14 protein-coding genes are annotated in these 12,155 nt (G+C 42.6%); 5 read left to right on the top strand and 9 right to left on the bottom strand.

The genetic code is table 11. The features are described from left to right. Positions 1-42: 42 nt before the first annotated feature. The 3 genes from AC4CV5_RS14650 to AC4CV5_RS14640 all read right to left on the bottom strand — a co-directional run bounded on the left by AC4CV5_RS14650 (position 43) and on the right by AC4CV5_RS14640 (position 4,179). Positions 43-1,305, bottom strand: coding sequence for a ribonuclease H-like domain-containing protein (locus AC4CV5_RS14650; RefSeq protein ID WP_490923092.1), 1,263 nt, complete (start codon positions 1,303-1,305; stop codon positions 43-45). Positions 1,306-1,320: 15 nt separating this feature from the next. Beyond that, entirely contained in the window at positions 1,321-3,570 is a 2,250-nt protein-coding gene (mrfA, locus tag AC4CV5_RS14645; protein WP_490923091.1) for an ATP-dependent helicase MrfA, read from the bottom strand. A 102-nt stretch (positions 3,571-3,672) separates the two neighbouring features. Beyond that, entirely contained in the window at positions 3,673-4,179 is a 507-nt protein-coding gene (locus AC4CV5_RS14640) for a PTS sugar transporter subunit IIA (protein ID WP_166851473.1), read from the bottom strand. Positions 4,180-4,317: 138 nt separating this feature from the next. Between AC4CV5_RS14640 and AC4CV5_RS14635 the strand changes: the two genes are divergently transcribed. After that, positions 4,318-4,737 (top strand): Hsp20/alpha crystallin family protein, encoded by a 420-nt coding sequence (locus tag AC4CV5_RS14635; protein WP_166851470.1) that lies wholly within the window; start codon positions 4,318-4,320, stop codon positions 4,735-4,737. Between the two features lie 20 nt (positions 4,738-4,757). On the opposite strand, the gene AC4CV5_RS14630 is transcribed toward AC4CV5_RS14635, so the two are convergent. Then, entirely contained in the window at positions 4,758-5,126 is a 369-nt protein-coding gene (locus AC4CV5_RS14630; RefSeq protein WP_326221733.1) for a YppG family protein, read from the bottom strand. A 186-nt stretch (positions 5,127-5,312) separates the two neighbouring features. On the opposite strand from AC4CV5_RS14630, the gene AC4CV5_RS14625 reads away from it, so the two are divergent. Further along, positions 5,313-5,501, top strand: a complete 189-nt coding sequence (locus AC4CV5_RS14625) for a YppF family protein (RefSeq protein WP_003225611.1) — start codon at positions 5,313-5,315, stop codon at positions 5,499-5,501. A gap of 39 nt (positions 5,502-5,540) precedes the next feature. Here the strand turns inward: AC4CV5_RS14625 and AC4CV5_RS14620 are convergent, their stop codons facing one another. Both AC4CV5_RS14620 and AC4CV5_RS14615 read right to left on the bottom strand, forming a co-directional pair. After that, a complete protein-coding gene (locus AC4CV5_RS14620; RefSeq protein WP_248601956.1) occupies positions 5,541-5,912 on the bottom strand; it encodes a YppE family protein in 372 nt (123 codons plus the stop codon). Between the two features lie 45 nt (positions 5,913-5,957). Then, complete coding sequence (locus AC4CV5_RS14615; protein WP_222143047.1) at positions 5,958-6,203, bottom strand: DUF5446 family protein; 246 nt, start codon at positions 6,201-6,203, stop codon at positions 5,958-5,960. 198 nt (positions 6,204-6,401) lie between these two features. Here AC4CV5_RS14615 and sspM point away from each other — a divergent pair, with 198 nt between their 5' ends. Further along, positions 6,402-6,506: an acid-soluble spore protein SspM gene (gene sspM, locus AC4CV5_RS14610; protein WP_003225606.1), complete on the top strand. Its 105-nt coding sequence runs from the start codon at positions 6,402-6,404 to the stop codon at positions 6,504-6,506. A 24-nt stretch (positions 6,507-6,530) separates the two neighbouring features. Here sspM and AC4CV5_RS14605 read toward each other — a convergent pair whose 3' ends face one another. Beyond that, entirely contained in the window at positions 6,531-7,493 is a 963-nt protein-coding gene (locus AC4CV5_RS14605) for a DUF2515 domain-containing protein (RefSeq protein WP_222143048.1), read from the bottom strand. 40 nt (positions 7,494-7,533) lie between these two features. On the opposite strand from AC4CV5_RS14605, the gene recU reads away from it, so the two are divergent. Together recU and AC4CV5_RS14595 are read left to right on the top strand one after the other, a co-directional pair. Then, positions 7,534-8,157: a Holliday junction resolvase RecU gene (gene recU / locus AC4CV5_RS14600; RefSeq protein WP_248601958.1), complete on the top strand. Its 624-nt coding sequence runs from the start codon at positions 7,534-7,536 to the stop codon at positions 8,155-8,157. Positions 8,158-8,178: 21 nt separating this feature from the next. After that, on the top strand, positions 8,179-10,926 hold the full coding sequence (locus tag AC4CV5_RS14595) for a transglycosylase domain-containing protein (protein ID WP_490923089.1): 2,748 nt from the start codon (positions 8,179-8,181) through the stop codon (positions 10,924-10,926). Between the two features lie 69 nt (positions 10,927-10,995). Here the strand turns inward: AC4CV5_RS14595 and AC4CV5_RS14590 are convergent, their stop codons facing one another. Together AC4CV5_RS14590 and nth are read right to left on the bottom strand one after the other, a co-directional pair. Further along, entirely contained in the window at positions 10,996-11,490 is a 495-nt protein-coding gene (locus AC4CV5_RS14590) for a YpoC family protein (RefSeq protein WP_326221727.1), read from the bottom strand. Further along, the gene (gene nth, locus AC4CV5_RS14585) at positions 11,487-12,146 is read right to left on the bottom strand and encodes an endonuclease III (protein WP_166851444.1); all 660 of its coding nucleotides are present in this window, start codon (positions 12,144-12,146) and stop codon (positions 11,487-11,489) included. The genes AC4CV5_RS14590 and nth overlap by 4 nt, the downstream gene beginning before the upstream one ends. Positions 12,147-12,155 lie beyond the last annotated feature (9 nt).

Raw genomic sequence — 12,155 nt, 5'->3', positions numbered from 1 at the left:
CATGGCGAAACAAGTCGCCTTTTGCGCTTTCCCGGGGAATATTTAAGAGGAATATTTCCTCTTCAGCCGGGCAATTCTTACTTGCAGTTTTTCTGATTCTTTTTCTGATAAGAATGCCGCATCGCTAAGTAATTGTTCTGCTATATACAATGCTTTCCCGAACTCTTTTTTCTTATGCTCGTAATATTTCGCGAGCTCTATCGCAGCAGCGTATTTGCACTTCTGATTTTTGGAGCAGGACAGCTTTTCCCAAAGCGGCACTGCTTCTTCCAGCCGGTTTTGTTTTTTGTACAGAAGCGATAAATCCAGCTGGGCTCTGTCCTGATCCTCAAACGACTTTTCTTTAAGCCTTTCCAGCTGTTTGACCGCTTGATCCGTTTCTTTATGGGCCATAAACCATTTCGCCATGGCATAAGCTTCACTGTGCTCAATGTACTCTTTTGGCTCATAAGATGCTGAAAGAATTTTTTTAGACATATGAATGTACAGTGAAATGAGTGATAGCACATCCATTTCATTATGATGCAGGACACCTTTTAGAAGATCAGGCTCTTGCGCCTTGACAAAATGAAAGTAAAGCATTGGCGCCAAGTAGCCCGGTGTGTCTTCTTGTCTGCGAATACCGAGCTCCTCTTTTTCAACCGTGCCAAGTGATACGCGGTCCATTTTGTGTTTCCACAAGCGTCTTGCCCCATGCAGAAGGTCAAAATGGCCAAACTCCGGGAGCTTCGGAAGTCTGTCACGGATCAATGTGTGCCTTGTTTTCACCTGCGGCCAATCAAAGGCTTTTCCGTTGTAGGTTACAAGTGATGTAATGTCAACCTCGCTTAAAAAGCTTTGATACAAGGCGACTTCATTCCCCGGTTTGGGCAAAAGATGCTGTTTGACTGTCACTCGGTCTTCATATACTCTCGCATGCCCAAGCAAAAAAATGGTATTTCCGGTTCCGCCTCCAAGACCAGTTGTTTCTGTATCAAAGAAAAAGAGATTGTTTTTGTTATACCCTTTTGCTGACAACGTATGCGACAGGCTGCTTTGATTCCAGAGTGTAATCACTTCATCAAGCTCAGAAAAACTGTATAGCCCATGGCGGTGAGAAAGCGGATATTCGACTTCTCTGATGAGGCAATATTCATCTTCGAAGAAAAAAGGCTTCATGCCAAAAGCCTCCCATTCTTTTAAAAACGGGATTTCAGTATGGATGTCAGCGAAATTGTTTTCTTGTTTGCCTGCTTCTATTTTATGTTCTCCTTCGTCGAGCACCATATGCTTTTTCATTCGCTGGAGTTTCCCTTTTAATGACATATCTAACCTCCCTCCTTACGACATTTGATCCAACAGCTGCAAAATTCTTTCCTTTGCTTTTATCCCTTCTATTTCGGTACCTATACAAGACGGACAGCCGTCATGGCAGGGACATTGTTTAATCAGCTGTTTCGCAGCTTCATTAATATCTGCAAACCGTTTGAAGACTTCCTCCGCCAAACCGATACCGCCCGGATAATGATCATATAAAAATATAGTCGGCAATCCGATATGGGCTGCTTTGATTTGAGAAACGACATGCACATCGCTTCGGTCACACATGATATACACAGGGACAATATGCTGCAGCACATTTGAGATGCCAAGAAGCAGCTGTTCCAGCGTCTTTTCCCCGATGTCTTCGTCTGTTGTTTTAATTTCGAGCCAAGCTGCACTTGTATGAAGTTCTTCTTCCGGCAAATGAATAGGACCAGACCCGATATTTTCAAAAGTGGTCATTTTAATTTTTTTAAAAATGGTCGGCAGGGCATTGACAGTGACGTCACCATAGTGCAATGATGTACGGCTTTTTTCTTTCGTTTTATCAATTTCTAATACTTTTAGCTGAACTGCCAGATTGGCATCCGTGTAATATTCGACATCAACTTTTCTGACATAAGCCTTTTTATGGTCCCAATCGAGCTTCTCTACTTGATATTGAACGCCCTCATGCAAATAAATCGCCTCATCATGCAAAAGCGTCATCGCGCTAAAACGATCCATTTCACCGATAATCCTTACATTTGCAATATCTGACTGATCAACAATAACGACATTTTCCTGTGAGGCGGAACGCAAACTGATATTTGATGCAGGGAATGATTCATTTGCCCAATGATACCGTTCGCCGTTCCGGTGAAGAACGGCCTCTTCCTGAAGGTACTCTAGAATATCACGTACATCCATCGGCCCAAACTCTTCATCAGCTCTGAAAGGAAGCTCATAAGCCGCACATTTTAAGTGGTCAACTAAAATAATCAAATTCTCCGGATTGATTCTTGCAGATTCCGGCGAACGGTTAAAGAAGTATTCAGGATGGCGTACAATATATTGGTCAATCGGCGTTGAATTGGCGACCATGATAATCAAAGACTCACCGTGTCTTCTGCCGGCCCGGCCCGCCTGCTGCCATGCGCTTGCCACACTTCCAGGATAACCCGTCATCACACACACTTGCAGCTGGCCGATATCAACACCAAGCTCTAAGGCATTCGTACTGACCACTCCTAAAATTTCGCCTTCTCTCAGGCCTCTTTCGATATCTCTTCTCTCTTTCGGAAGATAGCCTCCCCGATAGCCTCTGATTGACTTTGTCCCAATCTCTTTTTTTACAAGCTCCTGAATATGGCTTAAAATAATTTCCACCCTGACTCTGCTTCTGGCAAAAACAATGGTCTGCACTTTGTTTTTCAGAAACTCTTTCGCCAGTTCGTTCACTTCTGCTGTTGCGCTCTTTCGAATATTAAGCGGTTTGTTCACAATTGGCGGATTATAAAACACGAAGTGCTTCCGTCCGCTCGGGGCACCGTTATCATCGACCAGCCGCATCGGTTGTCCGGTCAGCTGCTCCCCCAATTCCTTCGGGTTGGCAATCGTTGCGGAAGTACAAATAAAAACCGGATCACTTCCATAAAACCGGCAGATCCGCTTTAGCCGCCGGATCACATTCGCCACATGGCTCCCAAAAACACCGCGATACGTATGAAGCTCATCGATGACGATATACTTAAGGTTTTCAAACAAACTGACCCATTTCGTATGATGCGGAAGAATGGCAGAATGCAGCATATCGGGGTTTGTAATGACTATATGACCGGCTTTTCTCACCTTTTGTCTGATTGCCGGGGACGTATCCCCGTCATATGTAAAGCTTTTTATATCAATGCCCATTTCATCAATGATTTCATTTAGCTCGCTCTTTTGATCTTGTGCCAGCGCTTTAGTCGGAAATAAATACAGCGCCCGGTTTGTTTCGTCTTGGGCGATGGACTGCAGGACTGGGAGGTTATAGCATAACGTTTTTCCTGATGCAGTTGGCGTTACCGTAACGATGCTTTCTCCTTTTTGCACATATTGAAAAGCGGAAAATTGGTGGGTATATAGTTCATCAATGCCCCTTTTCGAAAGGGCCGCTTTTATTCTTTCGTCTATACTTTCAGGCATCGGCCTAGTTCTTGCTTCACGAGGCTCAATTTCATGCCAATTCACAACGTTTTCATTTCCCTTTAATTCAGAAATGAGCTCAGTCAGTGATTTCTTTTTCATTCTTTACACCTCTTTGTCAAGTACAGTTTACCGAATATTTGTTTGCATGGCTAGGTGCAAATTTTATACAATCGAACAAAAAAAGCAAGGCATACGCCCTGCTTATTTCGCTTTTATTGTGAGAAGCTTTGTTTCGCCTTTGTGGGCAGCCTTTTCGCCTGCCGGCACAATTGACCCTACAGCCTCACCATTCATAATAACGATCGGGATGACTGTGCTGCTCGCTTTTTCTTTTATTAATTCTAAATCACACGTAATCAGCGGGTCACCGACCTTCACTTTGTCCCCTTCTTTAATGTGGGCAGTAAACCCTTCTCCGTTCATATTGACCGTTTCCAGCCCGACATGAATTAACAGTTCAATTCCCGAGCGAGTTCGAATACCAACGGCGTGTTTGGTGTGGAAAATCTGAATCACTTCACCTTCAGCAGGTGAAACGATTTCACCGTTTGAAGGTTCCACCGCTATTCCTTCCCCCATCATTTTCTGTGAAAAAACAGGGTCCGGCACATCTGTCAGGTCCATTACCGTACCGTCTGCCGGCGAATAAATAACCTCTTCTGTCGTTTTTTCCTGAGTTTTGCCCATTCCGAATAATTTTTTCAGCAATGTGTTTTCTCCCTTCTCATTCGCTTCCAACCGTTATCCCTTCATTCACCACTATTTAACCACACTTTCAATTTTGCTTCAATTTATAACAACATCTGGCATAGACGCATAATCTGGTTAAAAAAGGCGGTGGCAGATTTGGAATTCCATGATGACAAGAAGAAAGAACTGCAAAAGAAAGAAGATATCATCACGGAGGCAATGGACCATCTTTTTCAATCCTCAGCATTCGGCAATCTATTAAACGGATTTCAAAACCTGATTAACTCGAGTTTAAAGGATATACAGACGACCATACATGTCAGAGAAAGAGATACCGGGCTGTATGTCGATATTACAATTCCGGCAACGTTTCGAGATGGCGAGATCGTCGTTGATATTAAATCGAGGTACCTGCATGTAACACTTCAAGAGAAACAGAAACAGTACAATGAGGCCACTTTTACAAGCATGACGAGAACAGTTCAGCTGCCTTATGAAGTGCACCAAGAAGATATGGAAACCTCTTGGAACGAGCAGACAATGACACTTTTCTTTCCAAAAAATAAGCATGAATGAACGAGTCATTCATGCTTCTATCATTTAAAAAAGCTGGTAAATCCTTTTATTAAAGATCCGACCTGATTCATTGCACTCATCACTTGACCTGTCGTATCCATCATTTTATTAAAATCAAACTGCCCGTTGGCTTTTTTGAACTGCGACATAATACTTTGAAATTGTGTGGGCTGCTGCTGATTAGGCCTTGGAATTGGATAAGGGTTAGAAAATACAGGCGGCTGCATAGGCATTGACTGGATTGGAACGTACGGCTGGTAATAATCCTGCTGCCCATAATGCTGCTGCGGCAAGTATTGGCCTGGTGAAGCCTGCTGATAATATCCTTGCATTTGCTGCGGATAATAATAGCCCATTTGCCGAGGATAGCTTTGAGAACTCCTGTTCATTGCGATTCCCCCTAAACTCAACATGTTTCTCTTCTATATATGTATGAATAAAATCTATTGTTTGTGTCACAGGTCCTGATTCGCATTTGTCTAATTGTGTCGAAAGTTTAAATTTTTTAAAAACAGAAAAAAGTCGAATCATTATGGTACCATATTTTCAATACAGATGAGAGGGGATGCACCATAATGAACGTATCATACTTAAGCAAACGTTTTGCAGAAATGAAGAAATATGAAACAGACTGTATGAATAAACTGATGGACTTTGCCAAGTTCCTCTATATTCAAGGACATCTCAGCACAACTGAGTTTCGTAACAGTATGAAGGTTCTCGAAGCAAATGGAGCAGAAAGCCCGGCATATGAGTTGAATTAATGTCCGGCCCCCTATAACAAACTTAAAAGAAGACAGCCTTTACCGGCTGTCTTCTCTTGCAATTTCATCCTTTACTGCGTGCAATGTATAAAGGACTGACTCAGTGATGTCCTTGAATCGTTTTTTATGAATATGATGAACATATGATTGAAGGACCAATTCCAGGAAATTATCCTTTACGGTCTCGATTTGCTCTTTATGCACATATTTCGGACGGCGGGCTTTTATCAATTCAAGCGCTCCTTGCGCCCAGCGAGCCGCCAGATCATCATTCTCCTCAACTGCAGGCTTTATCGTCTCAAAAAAATCATAAGAATGATCACTGTCTTTTCCTTCTAGATATCGATCAGCACCTTTTTCAGCAGCTTCAATCATTTGTTCGGTCATTTCCAGCAACGTTTGTGATTGCAATACCCTTCACCTCAATGCATATCGTACCAAATTTCACTCGCAAATTCAGCCGATGCGGTATACCTTTTCAAACGCATACCTGTGTTGAGGCGATTGATACAGTTCATTTATACAAATATGAAGGTCCATGAGTTCTTCTTCAAGCACACTCAGGCGATCGTTTTCCGTTTCCCGCATCTCAGCCTCAAATGCATGTAAAGAAAGATTCAGGCTTTGCTCAGCTCGTGTTAATTCATCTTCTATATCAGAAAGCATACGGAGAATATCTGTTTTGCTTACATAACCGGACATTCGTGTACCTCCCTTTCCTTGTCTCTCCCGGTTAAAATTCTTTGCTCTTCAGGCTCTTTCCTTCCTCATGACAAAACTAGAAGCAAATCGCCAAACAAACAGGTATTCCACGAAAAGCTGAAGTTTTCGACAAAAACACCCGCAAAAATTGTATGATCCTCTCCCTTAATGCAAACGATACTTGTGAGGAGGTGCCGTATGAAAACAAGACCGAAAAAAGCCGGCCAGCAAAAAAAGACTGAATCAAAAGCAATCGATTCTTTAGATAAAAAACTAGGCGGCCCGAACCGCCCTTCTACGTAAGAAGCAAGGAAATTCCTTGCTTCTTTATTTTTTCAGCCAATGCTCCACCGCAAAAAGCGCATGAAGCTGGCGTTTTTTATGTAAATACCAGTCTGTCAATTCAATCTGCTTCGGCAATTCCTCACGCCTAAAGAACGTTTTCTTAATCTTTCCATGAAACCAATCTGTTTTCTCTCCGTCTAATGAGTGGATTAACACAGGATAGCATGTCCTTAACATAGGAGATGTTCTTTTTGTGATCCCGATCATTTTTTCCATATCAAAACGGGAGCCTGTGTGCGGCACTGTGTGCAAAAAGCGATAAAAAGAGGGGAACAATTCTGGACTGAACAGCAATTGAGACAGCTGCTTTCCCAGCCTTACTCTTTCCTCTGTTTTTGAAAAGCGCTTCACTGAAATGCCATAAAGAAACCCGTCTGAAGAAGGAAAAATAACCGTGTTAAAATGAAACCAATCACTTAAATAAAAAGGAATCGTGTCAAAAACGTTCTTTTTAAACGAAGGATTTTGTATAATAGGTGTTTGGATAGTGTTTTGTTCATTTATAATGAGGGCATACATCAGCCGCTCCGTGTTTCGCTCATGCCAAAAACGGGCCCACTCTTCCGTCATAAATTGCGAGACGCCAAACACATGCAGGTGATGAAACAACGGTTTCCCGATTTTTTTTGACCAGTGGTACAAAAGAAGCTGCGGATAGGCATCCGAAAAAATAAGCCAGTTCGCTCTTTCATAGGCTAAGAAGAACCACTTTTGCTGTCTCTCACGGAGTCCAAGCTGAAACAGACTGCCTTTTAAGTCAGTCATTGACCAGCCGGCATTGCGGGAAACGAAAGATGCCAAAAGCGACCATTTGATTTCCGGATGACGGTCATAAAACGCTTTATACGCGTTCGTTCTTGAGATGTTATCTGCGTTTTTTGCTTTTGTCTGCCGCTCAATCCGGCTCAGAAGCTTTCTGTTGGTCTGTTGTTCTTGCACGTTCATTCACTTCCGTCATGAATAGTTTAATAAGGAGGATGAGAAAGTGATTCGGTATCCTAACGGAAAAACGTTCCAGCCGAAACATTCGGTTTCATCCCAAAACAGTCAGAAAAGGGCCCCGTCTTACAGTAATCGCGGAATGACCCTCGAAGATGACTTAAACGAAACGAATAAGTATTATCTGACAAACCAAATTGCCGTCATACACAAAAAGCCGACACCTGTTCAAATTGTAAATGTCCATTATCCAAAAAGAAGCGCCGCAGTGATTAAAGAAGCTTACTTTAAACAATCGTCGACAACAGATTATAACGGGATTTACAAAGGGCGGTATATTGATTTTGAGGCGAAAGAAACGAAAAACAAGACCTCTTTCCCCCTGCAGAATTTCCATGACCATCAAATCGAGCATATGAAGCAGGTAAAGGCTCAAGACGGTATTTGTTTTGTTATTATATCCGCTTTCGACCAAGTTTATTTTTTGGAAGCCGATAAGCTGTTTTATTTCTGGGACAGAAAAGAAAAAAACGGCAGAAAATCAATTCGAAAAGATGAGTTAGAGGAAGCAGCGTATCCGATTTCTCTTGGATACGCACCTAGAATTGATTATATTAGTATTATTGAACAGCTTTATTTTTCGCCATCATCATCTAGTGCGAAAGGTTGATTAACGAAAGGTTGAGATGTTATGTCAGATCAATTTAACAGCCGTGAAGCTCGACGAAAAGCGAACAGCAAATCGAGTCCTTCACCGAAAAAAGGCAAGAAACGAAAAAAAGGCGGATTGTTTAAAAAGACTCTTTTCACTTTACTCATTCTGTTTGTTTTAGGCGTAGTCGGCGGTGCCGTAACATTTGCCGTCATGGTTTCAGATGCGCCATCACTAGACGAAAACAAATTGAAGACGCCTTATTCATCGACAATTTACGATAAAAATGGTAAAGAAATCGCTGAATATGGCTCCGAAAAGCGGACCTACGTCTCGATAGATGAAATTCCCGATGTTGTAAAAGAAGCCTTTATTGCGACAGAGGACGCCCGATTTTATGAGCACCACGGGATTGATCCTGTCCGTATCGGCGGCGCCTTAGTTGCCAACTTTACAGACGGCTTCGGAGCTGAAGGCGGCAGTACGATCACACAGCAGGTCGTCAAGAACTCCCTTCTTTCACATCAGAAGACGCTGAAACGGAAGGTGCAGGAAGTATGGCTTTCACTTCAGCTGGAGCGCAATTACTCTAAAGATGAAATTTTAGAAATGTATTTAAACCGGATTTATTTTTCTCCTAGAGCATACGGAATCGGAAAAGCGGCGGAAGAATTTTTCGGCGTCACAGATTTAAGCAAATTGACTGTGGAACAAGCTGCGACTCTTGCGGGTATGCCGCAAAGCCCGACAGCGTACAATCCCGTTAAAAACCCGGATAAAGCGGAAAAAAGACGGAACATCGTACTCAGTCTCATGAAAAAGCAAGGATTCATTTCTGATTCTGAATATAATAAAGCCAAAAAAGTGGCGATGAAAGATGAAGGCGTTGTTTCACAAAAAGAATATGAAAAAAACAATTCAAACAAGTACAGCGCGTTTGTTGAAGAAGTCATGAAAGAAATTGAAGAAAAATCTGATGTCAATCCAGGTACTGACGGATTAAAGATTTATACGACATTAGATACAAAAGCACAAGACAAACTAGATGAATTAATGGACGGAGACACTGTTGGATTTACTGAAGGCATGCAGGGCGGCGTTACACTTCTCGATACAAAAACTGGAGAAGTAAGCGCGATTGGTGCCGGAAGAAATTCTACGGTTGGAGGTTATAATTACGCGACTCAAGCTCAGCGACAGCCTGGTTCTACCATTAAACCTATTCTCGACTACGGTCCAGTTATTGAAAATAAAAAATGGTCCACTTACGAGCAAATTGATGACTCAGCTTACACGTATTCAGATGGAACACCTATCCGAGACTTTGACCGCTCCTATAAAGGACTCATGTCTATGCGTGAAGCACTGGCACAATCTCGTAATATCCCGGCTTTAAAAGCATTCCAAGCTGCCGGAAAAGATGCGGCGGTAGACTTTGCCAATGGACTTGGGCTGGGATTAGATAAAGATACTGTATATGAATCCTACTCTATTGGAGGATTCGGAAAAGGGAATGTCGGTGTCTCTTCACTGACAATGGCAGGAGCATACAGCGCGTTCGGAAATAACGGAACATATAATGAACCGCATTTTGTAAAGTCTATTGAATTTAACGATGGCACGAAGCTTGACCTAACACCAAAATCAAAGTCAGCAATGAGCGATTATACTGCGTTTATGATTACAGATATGCTGAAAACAGCTGTTAAGACAGGTACTGGACAGCTTGCACAAGTACCCGGTGTGGAAGTAGCAGGAAAAACAGGGACGACCAACTTTGAAGAAAGTGAAATCCAAAGGTACAATATCGCAAGCGACGGTGCCCGAGATTCTTGGTTTGTCGGCTATACACCGCAATATACAGCAGCCGTCTGGACGGGTATGGGAGAAAACGAAGCTGGAAAGAAATCTCTTTCAACTGAAGAGCAAAGAGTTGCAAAGCGCATCTTCGCCCAACTCATTGCAGAAGTCGATGACGGAAGCGGATCATTTGAGAAGCCTGACAGCGTAGTGGAAGCCACTGTAGAAAAAGGCTCTAACCCGGCAAAACTGGCAGGGCCAAATACGCCAAGCGATAAAAAGCTCACAGAGTACTTTGTAAAAGGCACAGCTCCTTCTACTGTTTCTAAAACTTATGAGAAAGAAGAAAAAGAAGAAACAGAAAAACTATCTGGTTTAAGCGTGAAATATGATAAAGACAATCAATCTTTGACATTAAGCTGGAAGTACGACGGAGATGCGACTTTTGCTGTTAAGCAATCTGTTGATGGCGGCAGCTACTCAGAAATTCAAAACAGCTCCGCAAAAGAGGCAGTCATTTCTGGCGTGCAGCCAGGGTCTGTATACAAATTCGAAGTAACAGCCGTCAGTGATGATGGCAAAAGCACAGCTTCCACATCCTATGAAGTGCCGAAAGCTGAAGACGAAAAAGATAAAGAAGACCAGCAACAAACGGATGATGAAAATCAAGATGATGAGAAGACTCAGGATGACACACAAACTGATGATTCTCAAACAGATGACAGTCAGACAGATCAAGATCAGACAGATGATTCAACAAACGACCAAGACAATAAACAAGATAACACGAACACCAATCCGCCCGACAACGGTAACCAAGACAAACCTAACGATAACAGCAACAATAACAGCAACAACCAGGATACGTCGGATGGTAATTCGAACTCAGATAAGAATGATTCATCAGGCTCTGATACAAATAAAAATAAAACAGACACATCTGACAAAGTACAAACGAACTCATCATCAACTGAAAAAACAAATTAAACAAAAAGCCATCACCCAAAAGGTGATGGCTTTTCTTCATGATAAAACCTCCCCTATTTTGGGAAGGTTTTATCGATTCATCGCATGGTATTTATAAAAATGCTTTTTCATTTCAGTAAACAGCTCATCAAGCTGAATAAAGCAATGATATTGGGTCGGCTTTAGAAGAATAAATTCTACTCGTTCAGCCCAATTGATGGGCTTTGCGGGAAATGATTTCTTTGTTAGTTCTAGCCAATCGAGTGATTTCACCCGCTCACCTGCTGTCCAGTGAAGCGAAGCCAACAAACACACAATGCCCTTCAGCATGTCGTTTTGGTCACATCTCGATTTTCGTGTTTGAAAGACTGGAAGAAGTGATTCTTTAATGTCTTCCCACACATTAAATAAAAGCGGAACATAGTTGCCGCTGTCCTCCCATGGCAAAACGCCTTGAGATTCCGTGCAGAAATCAAAATACACTGGATTCATCCACAAGGCTTCTTTCATATCTGAGAAGCTCATCTGGCCAAGACTGCGTAAGTATTGCTCATAGGAAGCCAACACTTCTTTCGCTTGCGTCATCGTTTCACCAGCCCTTTTTTATCTCTCTTCTGCCCTTCTCTGCACAAAGAAAGCAACGGGCATTCTGCACAGCGCGGCGACTGGGCCTTACAGTGGTATCTGCCGAAGAAAATAAGCCGGTGATGCGTAACGGACCAGTCTTCTTTTGGAACCTTGCGCATCAGCGTCTTTTCCACTTCCAGCACCGAGTCCTTCCATCGGCAGAATCCCAAACGTTTGCTGACTCTCTCCACATGGGTATCTACAGCAATGGCTGGCACGCCAAAGGCAACGGATACCACGACGTTGGCAGTCTTTCTTCCGACACCTGGCAGTTTGACAAGCTCATCACGGTCTCTCGGCACTTCTCCGCCGTAATCTTCAATAATCATTTTACTCAGTTTTTGGATATTTTTCGCTTTATTACGGTACAAACCGATTGATTTAATATCCTGCTGAAGCTCTTCCAGCGAAACAGCCAAATAGTCTTCAGGCCGCTTATATTTTTGAAATAATGTTTTGGTCACTCTGTTTACTAGTGCATCTGTACATTGCGCCGATAAAGCAACTGCCACCACTAATTCAAAAGGATTGGAATGAACCAGTTCACACTCCGCGTGGGGAAACATGTCGCCTATCTTGTCTAAACAGAATTCAATTTGTTTTAGATTTAACACGATTGTCAC

The sequence above is a fragment of the Bacillus sp. NS1 genome (assembly GCF_058248265.1).
This window is presented reverse-complemented; position numbering and strand designations above follow the sequence as displayed.